Annotated in this window: 17 protein-coding genes and 1 pseudogene; 10 read left to right on the top strand and 8 right to left on the bottom strand. The window is 72.1% G+C overall.

Annotation, left to right across the window (positions count from 1 at the left end; all coding sequences use genetic code 11):
- Positions 1-26 precede the first annotated feature (26 nt).
- A pseudogene (locus tag ACIBSW_RS16640) lies at positions 27-468 on the bottom strand (DUF664 domain-containing protein).
- Positions 469-777: 309 nt separating this feature from the next.
- A complete protein-coding gene (locus ACIBSW_RS16635) occupies positions 778-1,965 on the bottom strand; it encodes a serine hydrolase domain-containing protein (RefSeq protein ID WP_354729572.1) in 1,188 nt (395 codons plus the stop codon).
- A 177-nt stretch (positions 1,966-2,142) separates the two neighbouring features.
- Here ACIBSW_RS16635 and ACIBSW_RS16630 point away from each other — a divergent pair, with 177 nt between their 5' ends.
- The 6 genes from ACIBSW_RS16630 to ACIBSW_RS16605 all read left to right on the top strand — a co-directional run bounded on the left by ACIBSW_RS16630 (position 2,143) and on the right by ACIBSW_RS16605 (position 12,341).
- Positions 2,143-3,702, top strand: a complete 1,560-nt coding sequence (locus ACIBSW_RS16630; RefSeq protein WP_404799362.1) for a methyl-accepting chemotaxis protein — start codon at positions 2,143-2,145, stop codon at positions 3,700-3,702.
- A gap of 70 nt (positions 3,703-3,772) precedes the next feature.
- A complete protein-coding gene (locus ACIBSW_RS16625) occupies positions 3,773-4,897 on the top strand; it encodes a tetratricopeptide repeat protein (RefSeq protein ID WP_354729568.1) in 1,125 nt (374 codons plus the stop codon).
- 113 nt (positions 4,898-5,010) lie between these two features.
- The gene (locus ACIBSW_RS16620) at positions 5,011-7,644 is read left to right on the top strand and encodes a fibronectin type III domain-containing protein (RefSeq protein WP_354729566.1); all 2,634 of its coding nucleotides are present in this window, start codon (positions 5,011-5,013) and stop codon (positions 7,642-7,644) included.
- Between the two features lie 10 nt (positions 7,645-7,654).
- Positions 7,655-8,641, top strand: a complete 987-nt coding sequence (locus tag ACIBSW_RS16615) for a MoxR family ATPase (protein ID WP_354729564.1) — start codon at positions 7,655-7,657, stop codon at positions 8,639-8,641.
- A gap of 92 nt (positions 8,642-8,733) precedes the next feature.
- A complete protein-coding gene (locus ACIBSW_RS16610) occupies positions 8,734-9,840 on the top strand; it encodes a DUF58 domain-containing protein (RefSeq protein WP_354729562.1) in 1,107 nt (368 codons plus the stop codon).
- The gene (locus ACIBSW_RS16605) at positions 9,834-12,341 is read left to right on the top strand and encodes a transglutaminaseTgpA domain-containing protein (protein WP_354729560.1); all 2,508 of its coding nucleotides are present in this window, start codon (positions 9,834-9,836) and stop codon (positions 12,339-12,341) included. The genes ACIBSW_RS16610 and ACIBSW_RS16605 overlap by 7 nt, the downstream gene beginning before the upstream one ends.
- Before the next feature lie 101 nt (positions 12,342-12,442).
- Here the strand turns inward: ACIBSW_RS16605 and ACIBSW_RS16600 are convergent, their stop codons facing one another.
- Complete coding sequence (locus tag ACIBSW_RS16600) at positions 12,443-12,652, bottom strand: hypothetical protein (protein ID WP_354729558.1); 210 nt, start codon at positions 12,650-12,652, stop codon at positions 12,443-12,445.
- A 147-nt stretch (positions 12,653-12,799) separates the two neighbouring features.
- Between ACIBSW_RS16600 and ACIBSW_RS16595 the strand changes: the two genes are divergently transcribed.
- Positions 12,800-14,059 (top strand): MFS transporter, encoded by a 1,260-nt coding sequence (locus ACIBSW_RS16595; protein ID WP_354729556.1) that lies wholly within the window; start codon positions 12,800-12,802, stop codon positions 14,057-14,059.
- 799 nt (positions 14,060-14,858) lie between these two features.
- On the opposite strand, the gene ACIBSW_RS16590 is transcribed toward ACIBSW_RS16595, so the two are convergent.
- Positions 14,859-15,137 carry a hypothetical protein gene (locus ACIBSW_RS16590; RefSeq protein ID WP_354729554.1) on the bottom strand — a complete coding sequence of 93 codons (279 nt, stop codon included), beginning with the start codon at positions 15,135-15,137 and terminating at the stop codon, positions 14,859-14,861.
- Positions 15,138-15,221: 84 nt separating this feature from the next.
- Between ACIBSW_RS16590 and ACIBSW_RS16585 the strand changes: the two genes are divergently transcribed.
- Positions 15,222-15,584: a DUF2203 domain-containing protein gene (locus ACIBSW_RS16585; RefSeq protein ID WP_354729552.1), complete on the top strand. Its 363-nt coding sequence runs from the start codon at positions 15,222-15,224 to the stop codon at positions 15,582-15,584.
- Between the two features lie 77 nt (positions 15,585-15,661).
- Here ACIBSW_RS16585 and ACIBSW_RS16580 read toward each other — a convergent pair whose 3' ends face one another.
- Positions 15,662-16,705, bottom strand: a complete 1,044-nt coding sequence (locus tag ACIBSW_RS16580) for a glycoside hydrolase family 26 protein (RefSeq protein ID WP_404799350.1) — start codon at positions 16,703-16,705, stop codon at positions 15,662-15,664.
- Between the two features lie 317 nt (positions 16,706-17,022).
- Here ACIBSW_RS16580 and ACIBSW_RS16575 point away from each other — a divergent pair, with 317 nt between their 5' ends.
- Entirely contained in the window at positions 17,023-17,844 is an 822-nt protein-coding gene (locus ACIBSW_RS16575; protein WP_354728279.1) for an SAM-dependent methyltransferase, read from the top strand.
- A 2-nt stretch (positions 17,845-17,846) separates the two neighbouring features.
- Here ACIBSW_RS16575 and ACIBSW_RS16570 read toward each other — a convergent pair whose 3' ends face one another.
- Complete coding sequence (locus ACIBSW_RS16570) at positions 17,847-18,374, bottom strand: GNAT family protein (RefSeq protein ID WP_354728277.1); 528 nt, start codon at positions 18,372-18,374, stop codon at positions 17,847-17,849.
- Positions 18,375-18,435: 61 nt separating this feature from the next.
- On the opposite strand from ACIBSW_RS16570, the gene ACIBSW_RS16565 reads away from it, so the two are divergent.
- The gene (locus tag ACIBSW_RS16565) at positions 18,436-19,155 is read left to right on the top strand and encodes a phosphatase PAP2 family protein (RefSeq protein WP_354728275.1); all 720 of its coding nucleotides are present in this window, start codon (positions 18,436-18,438) and stop codon (positions 19,153-19,155) included.
- 3 nt (positions 19,156-19,158) lie between these two features.
- Here ACIBSW_RS16565 and fdhA read toward each other — a convergent pair whose 3' ends face one another.
- Together fdhA and ACIBSW_RS16555 are read right to left on the bottom strand one after the other, a co-directional pair.
- Entirely contained in the window at positions 19,159-20,403 is a 1,245-nt protein-coding gene (gene fdhA, locus ACIBSW_RS16560; RefSeq protein WP_354728273.1) for a formaldehyde dehydrogenase, glutathione-independent, read from the bottom strand.
- 263 nt (positions 20,404-20,666) lie between these two features.
- Entirely contained in the window at positions 20,667-21,677 is a 1,011-nt protein-coding gene (locus tag ACIBSW_RS16555; RefSeq protein ID WP_354728271.1) for a GNAT family N-acetyltransferase, read from the bottom strand.
- Positions 21,678-21,697: the final 20 nt, after the last annotated feature.

The following is a 21,697-nucleotide window of genomic DNA, read 5'->3' as shown; positions in this document are numbered from 1 at the left end:
ACACGGCAGCCGCGAGATCGGGCCGATCAGGGCGCGGTCTCGACGGTGCCCGGTGGTGGGGCGGATAGACCGGCCTGGCCCGCGCCGCCGGCCGCTGCCTGCGCGGCCCGCTCGATCTTCGCCCGGTGTGTCGCGCGGGCTGCCGCGTCGATCTGCTCTTCGTATTCAGCCATCACCCCAGTCCGGCCGTCGAGCTGCTCACGCAGGATGTCAGCGTGTCCGGCATGCCGCGTGGTGTCCTGCAGAACGTGGACCATCATGTTGAACAGCTTCACGTCGGGGCGCGTCCTGCCAGAGGGGCAGCCGCTCCGGGAACGGGCGGCCGAAGATCTCGCCAAGATACCTGGCCTCCCACGTCGCGAGATGCTTGACCAGGCCGAGAAGGTTGGTCCCAGTCGCCGTCAGGGGGCGCCGAATGTCGTACTCGGACAGACCATCGAGCTTCCAGACCAAGGCCGCACGGGTCACCTTGAGCTGATCGTGCAGGTAGTCCTTCGCGAAATCATCGATCACGGCATGCCAGCCTGCCACGCGGCAACAACAGGAGCCGCCCAGGAGCGCACAGAACCGTGGTGTCGAAGCTCGCGGACATGAAGTCCAGCGACGATCTCGTGGTGCCGAGGACGGGCCGGTCGCTGAGGAAGCCCGGACGCTGGCGCACAGCCGCAGACCGGCTTTTGCCGCGCTTCAGCCCGGCGGTCCCGGCCACGGCCTCGCGTTGCAGCGAGGCCGGGCCGGGCGCCACGGAACTTCGGTGTGCCCGTACGGAAAAGGGCTCTATGTCGCGGATCGGTCGCGCGTGAGCAGGGCGGCGATCCGGTCGGCCACGGTCTCGGCGGAGTTCACCTGGGTGGTGGTGCGGCCCCGGGTGGTGGCGACCGCGATGGCGATGTCCCGGCCGGGCAGGTAGGCCTGCACGGCCGAGTAGCCGGCGAACGACGGTGTCTGCTGGATCCAGCCGTCCTCGACGACGACGCCGAGCCCGAAGTGGCGGTCCTCGCTCTGGTGCACGCAGATCGTCGCCGGGCAGGTCGCGGTGCGTTCGCCGAGGCCGACGGTGCCCGGGTCGACCTGGGTGCGCAGGGCGCGGGCGGAGATGAGGCGGCCCGCGCCGACGGCCCGGGCGGAGCTGGCCAGGTCGCAGATGTTCGAGGTCATGACGGCGCCGGCGGCGGTGGTCCAGGAGGGGTTCCAGTAGGTCGAGTCCTCGAACCGGCCGCGCTCGATGGTGTATCCGTGCAGGACCGGGCCCGGGATGAGCGCGGTGTTCGCGGAGACGGTCGCGGAGAGGCCGAGCGGGTTGAGCACCCGCTGGCGGAGCAGCCTCGCCAGACCGGTACCCGTGATGCGTTCCAGGGCCTGGCCGAGGATGACGAAGTTGGCGTGCGAGTAGCTCCAGTTGGTGCCGGGCTCGTACCAGGCGGGGCGGGCCAGGGCGAGGCCGATCAGCTCCCGCTCGGTCCAGTGCCGGAACGGGTCGGCGTAGAGCCGGGCGACGAACGGCGGGTAGCTCTCGTAGTCGGGGTATCCGGACGTGCTGCTGCCCAGCATCCGCAGGGTGACCTTGTCGGCGCGGGGCAGCGACGGCAGCCAGCGCGCGATCGGGTCGTCGAGCGTCACGGTGCCCTCGTCGACCAGTTGCAGCAGCACGACGTTCAGGTACGCGATGGCGACCGCACCGATGCGGAAGCGCATGTCCGTGGTCGCCGGCACCCCGGCCATCGACTCGCCGGCGGCGGTGGTCACCACCTCCCGCCCGCCGACCGTCACCCGGACCAGGGCCGCGCTGAGGCCGAGTTCGCGTCGGGTCGACCGGGCGATCTCCGCGATCTCCGCGGCGGTGCCGCGCGGGCTCGCGGTCGCCGCACATCCGGCCGGCCGTACGCCGGCGCCCGCCGGGGCGATCCAGCAGGCGGTTGCCGCCAGAACGGTGACTGTCAGTACCGATATCGCTACTCGTCGCATTTGATCACTTTATCGGAGGTTTGCCCGAATCCGATCGCGACGGCCATCTCATGTGCTGTACCCGGCGTGCGCCCGGCCGATTAGGGGTCCGACGGTTTCAGGTTGCGGGAAGGAACAGGCGTGCAGTTCGGTCGAGCGGGTGTTGGCAGGCGGCTAGGTGCCGCGTTCTCGGTGCTCATGGCACTGATGATCGTCGCCGCGGGCGTGGGCTGGTGGGCGATGGCGCGCCAGCAGCAGGCCCAGCAGACCCTCACCGACCTGCAGTCGGTGCAGCAGGACGTGACGCTCGCCGAGTACCAGATGGCGGACATCTCCGGCTGGCAGGGGCTGGTCGTCGCCGACGTCGCCACGTACGGGCCGGCCGTGGGGCTCGGCAAGGACAGCTTCAACCGCACCGAGGAACTCCACGCCAAGGACGCGGTGTACGAGAGCTTCAAGAAGGCGCACACCGCGCACATGACCCCCGCGGAGCAGGCGCTGTACGCCAAGCTCAAGCCCGCGTGGGACGACTTCTTCGCCTGGGACGAGAAGATCATGGCGTGGATCGGCGACGGCAGCCGGGAAGGCCGGGTCAAGGCGATGGACGCCATCAACGACGGCCCCGCGGCCGAGTCGCTCGGCACCATCTGGGACACGACCAGCGCCCTCGGCAAGTCCGTCGACAAGCGCATGGAGACCGCCCGCAAGGAGAGCAAGGACGCGCAGCGCCTGGGCCAGTACGCCCTCGGCGGCGCGCTGCTCGTCGCGCTCGCCCTCGCCGTCGCGCTGAGCATCCTGGTCACCCGGTCCGTCGTCCAGCCGCTGTCGGTCGTGGTCAGCGCGCTCGGCCGGCTCGCCAAGGGCGACCTCACCGCGAAGGTCGACATCCGCAGCAAGGACCAGCTCGGCCGGCTCGGCGACGCGCTGAACGAGACCATCGACTCGCTGCGCGAGACGGTCGGCGCCGTCTCCGGGCACGCCGACTCCCTCGCCGGCGCCTCCGACGACCTGTCCCGGGTCTCCGAGCGGATCGCCACCTCGGCCGACGAGACCAGCGCGCAGGCGCAGGAGGTCACCCGGGCCGCCACCCAGGTGTCGGCGAACGTCAACACCGTGGCCGCGGGAAGCTCCGAGATGGGCATCGCGATCCGGGAGATCGCGCAGAACGCCGGCGAGGCCGCCGCCGTCGCCGCCGAGGCGGTCCGGGTGGCACAGGCGACCAACGAGACGGTCGGCAAGCTCGGCACCTCCTCGGCCGAGGTCGGCAACGTGGTCAAGCTGATCAACGCGATCGCGGAGCAGACCAACCTGCTCGCGCTCAACGCCACCATCGAGGCCGCCCGGGCCGGCGAGGCCGGCAAGGGCTTCGCCGTCGTCGCCAGCGAGGTCAAGGACCTCGCGCAGGAGACCGCGAAGGCGACCGGCGACATCTCGCAGCGGGTGGACGCGATCCAGGCCGACACGCAGAGCGCGGTGGAGGCCATCTCGCAGATCGCCGAGATCATCGAGCGGATCAGCGGGTACCAGACCCTGATCGCCGCCTCGGTCGAGGAGCAGACCGCCACCACCGGCGAGATGGGCCGCAACGTCGCCGAGGCCGCCGACAGCAGCCGGGACATCGCGACCACGATCGCCGCCGTCGCGCAGGCCGCGGAGGTCACCACGGCGGGCGTCGGCCAGTCGCAGCAGTCCGCCGCGAACCTCGCCCGGATGGGCGGGGAACTGCGGGCCATCGTCTCCCGCTTCCAGCTGAACTGACGGCGCTCGCACGCCGGTACGCAACGTCGCGTACTGGCGTGCGGCCGTCGTTCCGGGCAGCATGGCGTGCGTGTCCCAGCCGCCACCGCTCCTCGCCGCCCGGCAGCACGCGCAGGCCCTCGCCGACTCCGGCGACCTCGGCCAGGCCCGCGCCGCGCTCGAGCACGCCGTCGACCTGGGCCGGGCCAACCTGGGCGAGGACGATCCCGACGTGCTCGCCACCGCGCAGCAGCTCGCCGCGGTGCACCTGCGGGCCGACGACCCGTCCGGCGCGCGGCGGGTGCTGGAGGAGGCGTACGCCGCCGGGCAGTGGCGCCTCGGCGACACCGACCCGCTGATGCTGGGCATCTCGTTCGACCTGGGCATGGTCGCCGAGGAGATGGAGAACCGGCACGAGGCCCGGCGGGCCTTCGGCCGGGTGGCCGCGCACGGCCCGGCCGTGCTCGGCGCGGATCACTGGGCCGTGCTCCGCGCGCGCTCCTACCTGGGGGAAGACCCTCCTACGGTACGGCTGGAGGTGCCCGCCGCCGAGCTGCATCGGTTCCAGGTACCGCCGCAGCCCCGCACGCCGCCGGAGCAGCCCTCACCGGCCCCCGCGCCGCAGCATTTCCCGGCGCCCGCGCCGCAGCATCTCCCCTCCCCCGCGCCGCAGGCCTTGCCCGCCCCCGCACCGGGCGGCTACGAGCAGGTCCACTTCGAGCGACCAAACGCCTCGGCGCGACCCGTCGATCGAGCACCTGCGAAAGCGGACGAATCGGCGTACACGAGGAGGGCGCCGGCCCTTTTCGCGGCGATTGCCGCGGTCCTCGGGGTGATCATCGCCGTGGTCGCGCTGGTGGTCGTCCTCGCCGATCGCGGTGACGATCCGGACACCGATGTGCCAACTCTCAGCGGGCCCGCCCCTACCGATGTGCGCATGCGCGACTACGGATCGTCGGTGCGGCTGTTCTGGAGCGATCCGGCCAACGGCCGCGCGTCGTTCGTGATCACCGGCAGCCAGACCGGCGAACAGCTCCGGCCGATGGGCAACGTCGGGCCGAACACGACCTCGTACGACCTCAACGGGCTCAACGCTGACCTGGACTATTGCTTCGCGATCGTGGCCGTCTACAGCACCACGCAGTTCTCCACCTCGCCGCAGACCTGCACCAGCCGATCGACGAAGCCCGACGCCTCACCGCCCGGCCCACGATGATCACTCTCGGCGATCTTCATAATCCACAAACGTGACTGGCGGCTGTCCACAACAACCCGCGTCCCCCTATGATGGCCTGCGTCCTACGGGCAATCGGGGGAGGTAAGCAGGTCGTGGCCAGTGCAGATGTCGAGGTGCAGCAGCCCAGACGCCGTTGGCGCAGCCGTGGCGGCCTCGTCACCATAGGCACCGTCCTGAGCCTCGTCATCGGCCTCGGCCTCACCGTCCTCGGCCTCGGCGCCGCCGATCAGGCGGTCGCGAGCTTCGATGCCGCCTCCTGGGTCTGGAGCCAGACCCAGGGCGAGGTCGCCCGCATCAACGGCGTCACCGCCCGCGTCGACACCCGCGTCGACGTGCCCAAGGCCCGCGGCCACGAGCTGCAGGTCACGCAGAATGACCGGTTCGTGATCCTGCGCGACCAGCAGACCGGCGTGATCAGCTCGATGGACCTCGCCACCCTGCAGGTCTTCGTGCGGCAGACGATGACGGCCGGCATCGGCGTCAGCGTCGCGCTGCACGAGGACGCCGCCTTCGTCATCGACGCCGTGCAGGGCGAGGTACGCCAGCTCGACCCGCGCCAGCTGACCCCGATCGGACAGTCCCTGCGCTTCCCGCCCGGCATCACCGGCGGGGTCTTCGACGGCAAGGGCCGGCTGTGGATCGCCGCGCCCAGTGAGGGCACGGTCACCGCGATCACGGCCGCGCCCCTGCCGGACGGCTCGGCGGGCGCCGGCGGCGGCACCGCGGCCGGCCCGGCCCGGGTGCGCACCGACCCGGTCGCGCCGGCGAGCCACGACCTTGCCATCTCCACTCTCGACGACGGCGTCGCGGTGCTCAACCGCACCACCAACGCGCTGACCACGATCCGCGACGACCGCAAGGCCGTCACTCCCCTGCCGCTCGCCGGCCCGGGCACGCTGCCCACGCACACCAACGGTGAGGTCGTGCCGGTCACCGTCCCCGACGCCCGCCACGTCTACGCGGTGCGCGACGCCGCGCCGGTCGCGGACTTCGCGGTGCCCGGCGACGGCGCCGCGCTGCAGCCCGCCGTCGCCTGGGAGGGCTACTTCTACGTCGCCGACGAGTCCACCGGCACGGTGCACGTCTTCGACAACGCCGGCCGCGAGCAGAAGGGCATCGGCTTCAAGACCGCGGGCCCGCTCGAGCTCGAGGTCCGGGAGAACTACCTGTTCATCAACGCGCCGGGCTCGTCGACCGCCCGCGTCGTCGACAACGCGCACCGGGTGCGGGTCGTCGACAAGTACGCCGACGACGTGCTCGGCGGAGACCCGCCGCCCACCCCGCCGGACCCGCCGCCCCCGCCCAAGCCGAAGAAGCCGCCGGTCAGCGAGCCGGGCGCGCCGCGCAGCGTGCGCGCCGCCGCCGGCAACGCCGAGGCCCGGGTGACCTGGCAGGCGGCCGCCGCCAACGGCGCCGCGATCACCCGGTACGTGGTCGAGGGCGCGGGACAGACGTTCCAGGTCGGCGCCAACCAGCGCGCGCTCAACGTCACCGGCCTGACCAACGGCGAGACCTACCGGTTCGCCGTGCACGCCGTCAACAAGAAGGGCGACGGCCCGGCCCGCACCAGCAACTCGGTGCGGCCGACCGCCGAGGTGCCGGACCCGCCGGCCTCCGCCGCCGCCGAGGCGAAGCCGGACGGCACCGTCCGGGTCACCTGGCCGGCCGCGAACGGCCAGGGCCTCGACATCGTCCGCTACGCGGTGACCGCGGTCAGCGACGGCACGTCCGCCCCGATCGGCGAGGCCAAGGGCGACACCGCACTGACCATCAAGGACGGCGAACTCGAGTACGGCAAGCAGTACGCCTTCACCGTGGTCGCGATCAACGAACGCGGCGCCGGGTCGAAGGCCTCGCCGGTCAGCAACAGCGTCGTGCCGTTCGCCAAGCCCGGCCGCCCCGAGGGCCTCGACGCGGCGACCGCCAGCGACCAGGCCGGCGCGATCAAGGTGACCTGGGCCGCGCCGCCGGAGAACGGCCGGCCCATCACCAAGTACGTGGTGGCGGCGGGCGGCCGGTCGACCGACGTCACCGACGGCACCGGGGTGACGCTCACTGGTCTCGGCACCGGCAAGAGCATCTCCGTCGAGGTGCGGGCCGTCAACGAGGCCGGCGACAGCGAGGCCGCGACGGCGACCGCCGAGACGCTGCCGAAGCCGGTCGTGACGCTCACCGACACCTCGGCCACCTTCAACACCGCGACCGTCAGCTTCAGCGTCGAGGCCGGCGGTGCGACGCCGACCTGCACGGTGGAGGCCTCGGGCGGCGGCTCCGCGACCGGCAGCTGCTCCAGCCTCAAGGTGACCGGCCTGAAGCCGAGCACGGACTACACCCTGACGGTGACCGCGAAGACCGCGGCCGGCACCAGCGACCCGAAGTCCCGGGCGCAGCAGACCAGCGCGCTCTACGGCACCGCGACCTGCCGCAACGGCCAGAACGGCGACACGGCCACCTACTGCGACGAGGACCGCCCCGGGCGCAACGGCAACGAGATCTTCAGCGTCACCTCGCAGGACAACGGCAGGCAGGTGGGCTGGGCGGAGCCGGGCACCCGGCTGCAGGCGTACTGCAAGAAGAAGGGTGAGTCCATCGACTCCTACATCTACAACAGCCACAAGGAGTCCGACTGGTGGATCCAGGTGAACTACTCCGGCAAGAACTACATCCCGTTCGCGTGGCTCAACCTCGACGGCGGCGACGACGTCAACGACCTGCCCACCTGTTGAGGATCCGCCCGTGAGCACCGAGCCCCTTCCGCCCCAGCACGTGCAGGGCTTCGCCGCCCTGGCCGCGCAGCTCGCCGACCGGATCGGCGCCGTCGTGCTGGGCAAGCCCGAGGTGGTGCGGCTCGCGCTGACCGCCTTCTTCGCGCAGGGCCACGTCCTGCTCGAGGACGTGCCCGGCGTCGGCAAGACCACCCTGGCCCGGGCCATCGCGGCCGCGGTACGCGGCCAGTGGCGGCGCATCCAGTTCACCCCCGACCTGCTGCCCTCCGACGTCTCCGGCGTGACGATCTTCAACCAGGCGAGCCGCGGCTTCGAGTTCCACCCCGGGCCGGTCTTCGCCAACATCGTCATCGCCGACGAGATCAACCGCGCGTCGCCGAAGACGCAGTCGGCGCTGCTGGAGGTCATGGAGGAGCGCCGCGTCACCGTCGACGGCGTGCCGCACGCGGTGCCGCAGCCGTTCCTCGTCGTCGCGACGCAGAACCCGGTCGAGATGGACGGCACCTACCGGCTGCCGGAGGCGCAGCTCGACCGCTTCCTGGTCAAGCTCTCGGTCGGCTACCCCGCCGAGGACGTCGAGGTCGAGGTGCTGCGCGGCGCCGCGCTGCGCTCACCCGACGCCCTGGAACCGGTCACCGACACCGCCACCGTCGGCGAGATGGTGCGGATGGCGCAGCGGGTGCACATCGCCGACCCGCTCTACACGTACTCGGTGCGCCTCGCCGCCGCCACCCGCGACCACCCGCAGGTCCGCGTCGGCGTCAGCCCCCGCGGCGTGATCGCCCTGACCCGGGCCGCCTGCGCCTACGCGCTCATCAACGGCCGCGGCTACGTGCTGCCCGAGGACCTGAAAACGCTGGTCGAGCCGGTGTTCGCGCACCGCGTGCTGCTCTCACCCGACGCCCAACTCCGCGGCGTCACCGCCACCGAGGTCCTCGACGACGCGGTCCGCTCGGTACCGGTCCCCCTCCCCGACAACCAGAGCGTCGTGGCTTGACCCCCGGCGTGAGGCGCCTTGGTGGGATCGCCGGACGCCGGATCACGGCGCGCAGGGTCACCGCGCGGGGCGTCACGGCCCGTGGTGCTGGGGTGATCGGTGCCGCCGTCGTGTTGCTGTTCACCGGGTTTCGGTTCGGGTATCCGGATCTGGCGCTGCTGGGTACCGCGGCGGGCGTTGCCGTCGTGGCCGGGGTCGTCTTCGCGGTGTGGCGGCCGGGCCTCGGCGTCGAGCGGGTCGCCGAGCCCGACCGGGTCGCCCGCGGCGAGCCGGCGAACATGACGCTGACCGTGCGCAACACCAGCCGGCTGCGCGCCGCGAACCTGGTCGCGGTCGACCGGTGCGGCGCCGCGAGCGTGCCGGTGCCGCTGCTGCGGCTGCGCCCGGGCCGGGACACCACCGTGGTCTACCCCGTGCCGACGCGGCGCCGCGGCGTCGTGCCGGTCGGGCCGCTGCGGGTAACCCGCGGCGATCCGCTCGGCCTGATGACGCTGTCGCGCACCTACGGCGGCGCCACCACCGTCTGGGTGCACCCGCGCATCCACCTGCTGCGGGCGGTTCCGGCCGGCATGGCCCGCAGCCTCGACGGGCGCATCGACAAGGTGCCGCAGGGCACGATCACCTTCGACTCGCTGCGCGAGTACGTGTACGGCGACGAGCTGCGCCGGGTGCACTGGCGCAGCTCGGCCAAGGTCGGCGAGCTGATGGTCCGCGAGCAGCTGGACACCAGCGAGCCGACGATCATCGTGCTGCTCGACGACCGCGCCGCGGCGCACCCGCACGTCAAGGACGGCACGGCCGACTCGTTCGAGGCCGCGTGCGAGGCGGCCGCGTCGATCGTCGCCGCCGCCGTGCGCGAGGACCTGCCGGTCGCCCTGCACCTGGTCTCCGGCCCGGCGCCGGGCCCCTTCCTCGACGTGCTGACCGAGGCCGGGCTGCGCCCCGGCGACCTGACACAGACCCTGCGCAGCCTGCGGCAGAACCGGCTCGGCGACACCCTGGTCTACCTCACCGGGCCCGGCGGCCGCGCGGACCTCGGCGCGGTGACCGGGCTGCGCGGCCCGTACCCGGTGGTGATCGCCGGGCTGTTCGGCGACCCGGACGCGGCGCCGGTGACGGCCGGCGGCGGCCTGATCGTCATCGAGGCCGAGGACGGCGCGCAGTTCGCCGCCGCCTGGGACGGGGTGCGCGGATGGTGAGGTGGCTGCGCGCGGCGGTCGTACCGGTGGCGCTCGTGGTGTTGATCGGCCTTTCCGGTGTGGTCCTCGGCCGGATCTACGCGGACGCGCTGCTCATGCAGGCGGTCGCCGGAGCCGCGCTCGGGTCGGTCGGCGTCAGTGTCGCCGCCCGCCGGCTGCCCTCGTGGACGGTCGCGCCGCTGTCGGTGCTGCTGCTGGCCGGCTACACGCTCGTGACGCTGCGGCTGGCCGCCGGTCGGGCCGAGCTGACCGATCCGCTGCCGTCGATCGTCCCCGACGCCCTCGCCAACGGCATCCCCCGCCTGCTCACGGCCATGATCCCGGTCGAGTCGACGCCCGACACCATCGTCGTGCCGGTCGTCGCGGCGTGGCTGGCCGGCCTCTCCGGCGCGGAGGTCGCGGTGCGCTCCGGCCGGGTGCTGCTCGGCCTCGTGCCCGCCGCGCTGCTCTACGGCGGCGCGCTCTACGTCGTCGGCCCGAACGCCGGCAGCGCCGGCTGGCCGACGATCCTGTTCGCGACGCTGGTCGTGCTCGCGCTCGCGGTCACCACCCGGCCCCCCGCGGCCGCGGCGCTCGACGAGGTGCCGGCGCAGGCCCGCGCGGCCGTACGCGGCCGGGCGCTGGCCGGCGCCGCCGTCGCCCTGGCGGTCCTCGTCGGCCTGATCGTCGTGGTCGGCCCGCTGGTCGGCGCCCGGGTCTCGGCGACACCGGTCGACCCCCGCAAGTACGTGGAGCCGCCGCAGGTCGACAGCCTCGACGAGAGCCCGCTGAACCGGATCTCCGGCTGGGCGCTGGCGCCGGAACAGAAGCTCCTCGAGGTCGGCCCCGCCGACCCGGGCAAGGGCTCGCTGCGGCTGCGGCTGGCGGTGCTGCCGGACTACGACGGCGTGACGTGGCGGGTCGGCGCGGTCTACCGCAACGCCGGGCGCGTGCTCCCCGCGCCGCCGGCGCCGCCGGACGTGCCGGCCCGGCGGGTCAGGCAGGACATCGTCGTGGACGAGCTGACCGGGCGGCTGCTCCCGGTCGTGCCGACCCCGACCGGCGTCGACGGCGCCCGGGTCGCCTACGACCCGGGTACCGGCACGCTGATCTGCCCCGAGGTGCTCAAGCCGGGCCTGCGCTACACGGTCACCTCCGAGACCCGGGAGCCCGACTACAACCTGCTGCCCACGGCGGACTCGCCCACCGGCGACGCGGTGGCACGCTTCCTCAAGGTCGGCACCGGGGTGCCGGACTCGATCCAGCGCCTCGCCGACCAGCTGGCGGACGGCAACGCGGGCGCGTACGACCGGGCGGCGGCGATCGAGGAGTTCCTGGCCGAGCACTACCGCAAGGTGCCCGACGCGCCGAGCGGGCACGCGTACCCGAATCTGCAGTTCTTCCTGCTCGGCCCCCGCGACCAGGGCGGCCAGCGCGGCACGTCGGAGCAGTTCGCGGCGTCGTTCGCCCTGCTGGGCCGGCTGACCGGGCTGCCGACCCGGGTGGTCGTCGGCTTCGACGCGCCGCGGGCCGGCGGCACCGTCACCGGCGCCGACGCGATCGCCTGGCCGGAGGTGCTCTTCGAGGACCTGGGCTGGGTGGCGTTCGACCCGATGCCGCAGGGCGACCAGCCGCCGCGGCCGGTCGAGGAGGACTTCACACCGAAGCCGACGACGCCGCCGCCGACGTCCGAGCCGCCACCGGCCAGCGAGGCACCCAGCGCGTCCGCTCCCCCGGCGCTCGCCGACGCCCGCATCCGGCCGGGCGCCGGGCCACCCGCGGCGCTGGTGGCGACCGGCGCGGGCGGATCGGCGCTGCTGGTGCTGCTCGCGGCGGCGGGAACGATCGTGGCGATGCGGCGAGGGCTGCGTCGGCGACGGCTCGGGACGGGCGCGCCGCACGACCGGATCACCGGGGCGTGGTTCGAGTTCACGGACGCACTGCGGCTCGCCGGCCGACCGGCCCCGCCACACCTCGCGGCCACGGAAGTGGCCGCCTTCGCGGCCGGGGCGGCGGCAGACGACGCCAGGCCCGCGGCCAGCAGCGCCGGACCTGCGGCGGACGCTGCCGAACCTGCGGCAGGCGGCTCCGGGCCGGGCGGCGCTCGCCCCGCAGCAGACCGCGCCGGACCCGGGGCGGGCGCTGCCGGACACCCAGCGGGCGGCAGCGGACCTGCGGTAGTCGGCGCCGGGCCGGGCGGCGCCGGAGCTGTGGGCGGCAGCGACGGCGGGGCGGATTGGTCCGGCGGGGCGGTGGCTGGGGACGCGGGCGGGCGGGTCCGGCCGGCCGTGCGGGCCGCCACGCCACCCGAGGGTCGGCCGATGCCGCCGTTGGACGAGTTGGTCGCCGCGGTGAACACGGCCGCGTTCGCGCCGGACGCGGCGGACGAACAGCAGGCCGAGCGGGCCGGCAGCCAGGCCGTCGCCTACGCCGAGGCGCTGCGGGCCAGGCGCTCCTGGTGGCGGCGCCTCTGGTGGAACGTGCACCCGGGCCCGTTGGGCTGGCACCGCGCGAATCGTTGACCCGGGGCCGTTGGGCTGGCACCGGCGTCGCATTCAGCCCGCTGGCGGGTCGACGTCGTTGGTGATCTCCATCCGGAGCAGGCTCGGCCCGGGGCGGGTGATCAGCGGAGCGGCCGTTCCTTTATCTCATCGCGCCGGGCCGTGAGCGCGGCGAGGATCGCCTCCTGCTCCTCGACCTCGGTGAGCAGCGAGGACACCTCCGCCGCGTCGGTCGGACTGTCCGCGCGATCGCCGATCCGGCGACGCATGTCCTGCACCTGCGTCTGCAGGTCGGCGATCTTCTGGTCCAGACGCTCCGGCTCGACATTCATGGCTTCATATCCTTTCGTCCCGTACGGCCAAGTACCCCCGCACGCCGGACCATAACGTCGGGCCGGTGGCCCAGCTCACCTTCGACCGCACCCCGCTCGCGGTCCGCGGCGGCATCGACGAGGCTCTGCGGGGAGGTCAGCCCTGACATGAGTACCGCCCCCGAGGTAGCCGTCCCCGCGGCGCGCCGGTTCGCCGCGCTGCGCAACCGGGACTGCCGGCCGTACCTGTTCGGGGCGGCGCTGGCGATGATGGCCGACAACATCGAGCACGTCATCACGTACTGGGTGCTCTGGGAGAGGTTCCATTCACCCGCCCTGGCCGGCTTCCAGGTGATCAGCCACTGGGTGCCGTTCCTGCTCTTCTCGGTCTATTCCGGCGCCCTGGCCGACCGCTTCGACTGCCGCCGGGTCATCCAGGCCGGGCAGGCGCTGTTCATGCTCGCCTCCGTCGGCTGGGGCGTGCTGCTGCTGACCGACTCCCTGCAGGTCTGGTCCGCGTGCGTGCTGTTGGTGATCCACGGCATCGCCGGCTGCCTCTGGGGCCCGGCCGAGCAGCTGATGCTGCACGACTTCGTCGGCCACGAGGGCCTGCCCAGCGCCGTGCGTCTCAACGCGACCTTCCGCAGCCTCGGCGTCCTCTTCGGCCCGGTGGTCGGCTCGGCGCTGCTGCTCGGCCTCGGCCCGACCGCCGGCATCTTCGCCAACGTCGCCTTCTACCTACCGCTGACAATCTTCCTATTCCGGACCAAATTCACCGGACACACCCGCGACAACGGAATCTCCCGGCCCCGGATGGGCCTGATCGATTCGGTACGCGTGCTGCGCGACATCCGGTCCAACCACACGCTCCTCAGCATGATCATCCTGGGCGGGCTGGGCTCGTTCTTCGTCGGCGCCTCGATGCAGTCCTCGATGCCGATCTTCGCGCAGGACCTGGGCGCCGGCGGCGCCGGAACGGCGTACGGAATCCTGCTGTTCGCCAACGGCGCGGGCGGGGTGATCGGCGGAATCCTGCTCGAGGCGACCGGCCGGATCCGCCCCACGGTGACCGCCGCGGTCGTCAGCACCGGCGTCTACGGGCTCAGCACCCTGCTGTTCGCCGCCTCCGGCAGCTACCCGCTGTCGGTGCTGCTGCTCGTGATCGGCGGCGTCGCCAACCTGGCGTCGATGTCCATCGGGCAGACCCTCGTCCAGCTCCTCGCCCCGCCGGCCGACCGCGGCCGGGTCATCGGCGTCTTCGGCATGTCCGCCAACGGCCTGCGCTTCGGCAGCGGCATCACGGTCGGACTCTTCGGCGGCGTCGTCGGCATCCACTGGTCGCTGGGGCTCAGCGCCGCCGCCCTGTGCGCAGGCACCCTCCTGGCGGGCCTGGCAGCCTGGCGCACCCTCCCCGCCAAAGCCGCATAGCCCCGACACGCTGCACACGACGACCCCGCACGCAGGCCCGGCAGCCCACCGCCCGCTCCCCCAGAGCACACGGCCCCGACACGCAGTGCGCGACGACCCTGCGCGCTAGCCCGGGGGCAGCCCACCGCCGTGTGCGAGGAACCCTGCTGGCGGGCCTGGCATCCCGGCGCACCTACCCGCCGCGGCCGCGCATAGCCCGACGCGCTGCGCGCGGGCGGGGGCCCGCCGCCCTCTTCCCGCCAGGACCGCACAGCCCCGACACGCTACGCACCGGGACCTGCACGCAAGCCCGGCAGCCCACCATCCTGTGCGCGAGAACCCTCCTGGCGGACTGGCATCCGGCGCGCCCTGCCCACCAAGACCGCGCAGCCCGGCGCGCTGATCACGACGACCCCGCACGCAAGCCCGGCAGCCCACACCCTGTGCGCGGGAACTCTCCCGGCGAGCCTGGCATCCGGCGAGCCCTGCCCACCGAAGCCGCCCCGCACGCAAGCCCGACAGCCCACCACCCTGTGCGCGGGAACCCTCCCGGCGGACCTGACATCCGGCGCGCCCTGCCCACCAAGACCGCACAGCCCCAACGCCCTGATCACGAGGAGCCCCACACGCAAGCCCGGCAGCCCGCCGCCCTTCTCCCCACCAGAGCCGCACGGCCCGGCACGCTGCGCACGGCGTCCCTGCGCGCAGGTCCGGCGGCACGCAGGGTCGCCAGGGACGAATAGCCCCGGCGCATGCTGGAGGTCCTGTCGAGAGCGGTCACGACAGGACCTCCGGTATGCGCCGCGGGTGCGGTGTCAGATCAGAAGGGTGCGGGTCCCTCACCGACCAGCGACATCAGCACCTGGGTCGCGAGCAGGCGTCGGATGCCGGTGACCGCGACCGCGCCGATCTGCTCATAGGGCAACTCCAGTTGCAGTCCGTCACTGGCGTTGCGGAGTTCCGTGCTGACCTTGTCCGGACGGAAGGTGCCGCTCCAGCCGGTGAGATCTCCGCGTTGATTGGTACCGAGCGAGACCATGCCGTCCACGCGCGCGCCGTCGACGAGGATCAGTGTTGCGGGACCCGAGTAGGTCGTCATTATTCAACCGTAACGGCTCGCAGCGGTCGTGGCTCCCGCGTGGGTGATACGACGGCGGCGACGGCCGGATGTCAGACTGCCCTCATGGGTTTGTTCACGCTTGCGGAGGCACGGATGGAGCTGGCCGCGCTGCGGCCGCTGCTGGACGAGCTCGTCGTCGTCCGTGCCGACGTGGTCGAGCTGGCCGCCGCACTGACCACCGGCGGCGAACCGACCGACCTCGGTGGCCTGCCCGAGCTGAAGGCGGCGGAGGCCCGGCTCAACGAGCTGATGACCGAGGTGCAGCGGACGGGCGCCGAGCTCAAGGGCGTGGCCCCGCTGCTCGTCGACTTTCCGTCCGATCTCGACGGCGTGCCGGTGCTGCTGTGCTGGCTGGAGGGCGAGGACGCGCTGAGCTGGTACCACCGGCTCGATCTCGGCTTCGCCGGGCGGCGCCCGCTGCGCTGACCCTGGCCGGAAAGCGGTCGAGCCGCCCGGCGGGTGCCGGGCGGCTCGTGGGAAAGTGCGGGGTGGTGCGGGGTGGTTCAGGCGATCTTGACGTTGAAGATCGGGTTGGCGGCGAGCTTCTTGAACGCGGCCAGGTTGTTCTTCGTGCTGTCGATGCTGATGTCGCGGTTGCCTTCGTCGTCGTTCTTGGTGTCGAAGTAGACGATGGCCTTGATCCCGGGCCGCTTGGCCAGCTCCGGCAGCACACTGTTGTAGCCGGCGGTCTTGTCGACCGGCTTACCGATACGGTGGTAGACACCCCACTCGGCGATCATCAGCGGCTTGGACGCGTGCTTCTTGGTGGCCCAGTCGTAGAACGTCGGACCGTTCGGCGCCTTACGGTCGAGCAGGTCGGCGAACATGCCGTAGTGGTAGTAGCCCTTCTCGGCGCTGACGTAGGAGTCGAGGCCGATCCAGTCGACGACGTCGTCGCCGGGGTACAGGTCGGCCCACCAGGACTGGGCCATCCACTTCTCGTTACCCATGTACGCCATCACGTTGATCGCATTGTCGACGCCCTTGGACTCCAGGCGCTTGATGGTGTGGCGGTACATCGCGGCGAAGTCCTTGGCCTCCCAGCCCGAACCCTTCTTCGCGATGACGTCGTTCTCCGGCTCGTGGTTGAGCACGAGGAAGAACTTCTTGTCACCGTAGGTCTTCTTCACCCGGGCGGCGAACGCGTCGATGCGCTTGTCCTGCTCCCCCTTGGCCACCTTCGCCCACGACGAGCCGTAGGCGATCTTCCAGTTGGTCAGCAGCACCCGCGGGTTCGCCGGGTCCGAGGTCATGTCGATCTCGGCCTGGGTCGGGAACGCCTCGTCACCCTTGTGATAGGTGTGGAAGATACTCGCGGTGCGGCCGGAGGTCTTCTCCCACTTCTTCAGCTCCGCATCCCGCGGGGCGGTGGTGAAACCACCCGCGGCGGCACCCCAGAGCACGCCACACGACGGCACCAGGTTCGCGTCGGTCACACACGGCTTAGCCGGGGCGGCCGTGGCAGCGGTGGTACCCGCCATCGCGGTACCCGCACCCAGGGCCATCGCAGTCAGAACGGTCAACGACTTCGCAAACGTGGTACGCATCTTCGGTTTCCCCCCGCATGTTCCGGCTTCACGTTCGGCCGGGCATGGGGAGAACAATCCGGTCCGTGCGGTGCGCGACCCGGTCCCGAACCGGTGCCGCCCGGTTGCGAACGACCCGAATAGCGAGACTTGAGGATTTCGGCGCCGGAAAACCTCGTCATATGGGTGATACCGGACACAAGATCGAGCCTTCGGCCGGATTTCGCACTGTCTGACGCCGGGCTGACTGGCTGGTCTCGCGGCGCTAAGTTGCCGGGCATGGCAGCGAGTCCATATGAGACGGTCAGAGCGCATACCTTGCGCCAGGCGGCCTGAGCATGCGCGTCGAGAGGACCGCCGACGGCGTCGCCGTGATCCGGGCGCTGGAGCAGCACGCGCCGCGGCCGCTGTTCGACGACCCGCTCGCGGCCCGGATGCTCGCCGGCTGGCCGGCGACGATGGTCGCGCACCGGCCGCTGCGGTGGCTGTTCCTGCGCGCGCTGGAGCGGGCCGGGCCGGGCTTCTACGGCGCGGTGATCTGCCGCACACGGGCCATCGACGACGCCTGCCGGTCGGCCCTCGCCGCCGGGATCGACCGGGTGGTGATCGTCGGGGCAGGCCTGGACACCCGCCCGTACCGGATGCCGGAGATGGCCGCGGCCCGGGTCTGGGAGTTCGACCTGCCGTCGACGCAGGCCATCAAGAAGGCGGCCCTCGGCCGGGCGCTGGGCGCGCTGCCGGCGCACGTCAGCTACCTGCCGCTGGACCTGACGAGTCCGGACGCGGCGGATGTCCTGGCGAGCGCGGGCACCGATCGCACCCTGCTGCTCTGCGAGGCCGTGACCATGTACGTCGCCGGGGAGGCCGTCGACCGGGTGCTCGCCTACGCCGGCGGGCTCGCGCCGGGCAGCCGCGTGATCATCACGTATATGCCGAGGGCCGTGGCGGACCGGAGCGAGAACGGCCGCTGGTCACGCCGCCTGGGCTGGCGCAGCGCCTACCATCCGGCCGAGATGGCCGCCCGCCTGCGCTCGCACGGCCTGACGCCGCTGACGGACATCGGCGCCGAGGAACACCGGGCCGACCTGCTCCGCTCCGACCGCCGCGACCTCGCCGTCTTCCCCGGCGAGCGCATCGCCCTCGCCGCCGCCGACGGCTGAACTCAGGCCAATTCGCGCTCGAGCAGGCCCATCGTGTACTTGTCGTACCAGCGGCCGTCGCGGCGGAAGACCTCGCGCAGCCGGCCCTCCTCGGCGAAGCCGACCTTGTCGTACACCTGCCGGGCCGCGTGGTTCTCGGTCACGACCGTAAGGGTGATCTTGTGCAGCCGCATCTTGTCGAAGCCGTAGCGGCAGACCCGCCGGACCGCGTCCGTGGCGTACCCCTTGCCCCAGGCGTCCTTCTCCCCGAGGTAGATGTCCAGCTCGGCCTTGCCGGTCTCGGGCTCGGCGCCGTGCAGCCGGATCAGGCCGACGAGCCGGCCGTCGCCGATCACCTCGATGCCGAAGAGCACGTCGCCGTAGTCGTTGCGCGGCCGCTCCTGCAGGTACGTCCGCACCCGGGTCAGCGACTGCGCGTAGTTGTCGTTCATCCAGCGCATGACCTCGGGATCGTGGTTCCATCGCCAGAGCGCCTCGGCGTCGGACGGCTCCATGGCCCGCAGCCTCACCAGGTCTCCCAGGACGAACACGGATGGCCTCCAGGTACACGGCAGGGGTTGGCGGCTCGAATTCTAGGGTAGGGACAGGCGGGTGAAGATCGGTTTACGACTCACCACGGCCGTCCTCGTCGCGGTCCTGACGCTGGTGCCGTTCGCGCTGCTCGCGGCGCTGGTCGCCCGCGGCTGGACGCCGCTGCACGAGCTCGACGTCGCGGTGACGAGCACCCTGCACGACTGGGCGCTGAGCCACCCCCACTGGACCCGCGCGGCGCTGTGGTGGACGACGATCTTCTCGCCGAACCCGCTGCGGCTGGCGGCGCTGTTCCTGGCGATCTGGCTGATCAGGCGCCGCGCCCGCCGTCTCGCGCTCTGGGTGGCGGTCACCATGGCGGTCGGCGGGCTGCTCGGCGCGGGGCTCAAGCTGCTGGTCGGCCGGCTCCGGCCCGACCTGCTCGACCCGGTGGCCAGCGCGCCCGGCCTCTCGTTCCCGTCCGGGCACGCGCTGAACGCGACCCTGGCCGCGGGCGTGTTCGTGCTGGTACTGCTGCCGGTGGTCCAGGGCCGCCGGCGCGGCCTGCTCTGGTGCGCGGCGATCGCCGTCGCCGTGCTGACCGGCCTCACCCGCGTCGTGATCGGCGTGCACTGGACCAGCGACGTGGTGGCGGGCTGGCTGCTCGGCGTCGCGTTCGTCGCGGCAACCGCGGCGGCCTTCACCCGGCTGGGGCCCGCCGCGGTGGTCGAGGAGGGCCTGGATCCGGGCCTCGCCCACCCGGCGAGCCGCCGCGCCGGCGACACCGACGCGGCGGCCTAGGGTTCAGTTGCGCTTGCCGATCATGCCGTGCGGGTCGAGGACGTACTTGCGCGCCGCGCCCTGGTCGAAGTCGCGGTAGCCCTGCGGCGCCTGGTCGAGCGGGATCGCCGTCGCGTTGACGTTCTTCGCGATCTGGACCCGGTCGTGCAGGATCGCCATCATGAGCGCCCGGTTGTACTTCATCACCGGGCACTGACCCGTGACGAACGAGTGCGACTTGGCCCAGCCCAGCCCCAGCCGGATGGAGAGCGAGCCCACCCGCGCGGCCTCATCGACGCCGCCGGGATCGCCGGTGACGTACAGGCCGGGAATCCCGATCGCGCCGCCGGCCCGGGTGAGGTCCATCAACGAGTTCAGCACGGTCGCCGGCATCTCGGTGTCGGCGTCCCTGCCGTGCCCGCGCGCCTCGAATCCCACCGCGTCGACGGCCGCGTCGACCAGGGGCTGGCCGATCGCCGGCGCCGACCGGCCGAGGATCTGCTGCACCTGCTCCGCCGGGTCGCCCTGCGCCACGTTGACGGTCTCGCAGCCGAAGCTGCGCGCCTGCGCCAGCCGCTCCTCGTTGAGGTCGCCGACGATGACGACGGCGGCGCCGAGCAGGAAGGCCGAGGTGGCCGCGGCCAGCCCGACCGGGCCCGCGCCGGCGATGTACACGGTGGATCCGGTGGTGACGCCGGCGCTGACGCATCCGTGGTAGCCGGTGGGGAAGATGTCCGCCAGCATGGCCAGGTCGAGGATCTTCTCCAGCGCCTGGTCACGGTCCGGGAACCGCAGCAGGTTCCAGTCCGCGTACGGCACCATGACGTACTCCGACTGGCCGCCGACCCAGCCACCCATGTCGACGTAGCCGTACGCCGAGCCGGGCCGGTCCGGGTTCACGTTGAGGCAGACGCCGGTCCTGCCCTCCTTGCAGTTGCGGCACCGCCCGCAGGAGATGTTGAACGGCACCGAGCAGATGTCGCCCACCCTGAGGAACTCCACGTCCGGGCCGGCGTCGACGACCTCACCGGTGATCTCGTGCCCGAGCACGAGCCCCTCCGGCGCCGTCGTACGCCCGCGGACCATGTGCTGGTCGCTGCCGCAGATATTGGTGGCCACGGTCTTAAGAATCACGCCGTGCGGCGTCCTGCGGCCGACATTGGCCTTGTTGACGCCGGGGCCGTCCTTCATTTCGTAGGTCGGATAATCGCTGTCTCGGACTTCCACGTCGCCCGGGCCCTGATAGACAACCGCTTTGTTGCCTGGCATCTCGTTGCGCTCCATTCCTGATCGAACTCGACTTGGCCGGGTCACTCGGTCAGGTGCGTCACCCCCTCTCGGCCGCATGGTCTCTGCGGACGGGGCAGGCGAGCGATCGGATCGCGGGCGGCGGTTCAGAACACCACGGGCGAACGGGCACGGTAAGTAACGGAATCGCTACGCTGCCTGCCCTCGCCATACTTCTCGGGCAACACGGGAAAGAAAACCATCGATACTGACAAGACGCGCCAATAGTTACATTGGGGTCATATCTACCTCGCCCTGGTCAGGCGGGCGGCGGCGCGTTGCTTGAGTGCGAAGCCCTCCTTCGCCACGTCGCGCAGGCGTGCGACCAACGGCGAGCGCGAGCGGCGCGCCCACGGCACCGGCACCTCCGTGGTGCCGTACTTGGCCTTGTAGGAGTTTCCGCCGACGAAGTCGAACTCGGTGACGCCGCGGCCCTTGGCCCAGCGCAGTGCGTACCAGATGAGCGCCTCATTGGGGCGCAGATGCTGGTCCTGCCGGTAACTCGCGCCGCCCCAGAAATACATCGTGCGGTGATACCAGGGCAGGACCGCGGTGGCGATGCACCGGCCCTCGGCGTCGCGGGCGCGCAGCAGCAGAATGCTGCCCGCCGGCGCGAGATTGCTAATCAGCGAACGGACCCGCTCGATCGAATAGGTCGGCACGAGGCCCTGTTTCGCGAATACGTCGCGCAATTGATCGTAGAATTCATCGGCGAATGCGGGATCGTCGCCGGACGCCTCCTCGATGACCACTCCGGACTTTCCGGCCTTGCGGATATTGCGGCGGCAGGCGCTGGCCATCGCGCCGAAGAGGTCGTCCTCGGCCGGGCTCAGGTCGATCACCGCGGTCGGCGCGGCGGCCCAGCGCAGGCCCAGCCCGCCGAGGTCCGCCTCGGTCAGCCCGCGGTCGCGGATCTCCAGGTGCGCGGCGCCGAGATCGCCGAACGCGAACGGCAGCAGGGCCTCCAGCGCGGCGCGGCGCGGAATCGAGGATTCCAGGTTGAAGCCCACGTAGGACGTGGTCCAGCCGGCCATCGGGCTGCCCAGGATCCGCAGCCCGTATCGCCTGGTGAGCAGGCCGGTGAAGTGCCCGACGGTGTCCGTGCCGTCGGTGATCGTGGCCAGCACCGGCTCGGCACGCTGCGACTCGGCGACGAACCGCAGCCACGGCTCGGTGTGGAAGATCAGGCGATCCGGGTAGCCGGCGCGGTCGGACCAGAGCGCGGGCGTCGGCTCGACCCGTTGTAGTCGAAGCATGTAATCCTCCCCTTGTGGCG

It is taken from the genome of Actinoplanes sp. NPDC049668, assembly GCF_044465445.1.
In the GTDB taxonomy this organism is placed as follows: Bacteria; Actinomycetota; Actinomycetes; order Mycobacteriales; family Micromonosporaceae; genus Actinoplanes.
This window is presented reverse-complemented; position numbering and strand designations above follow the sequence as displayed.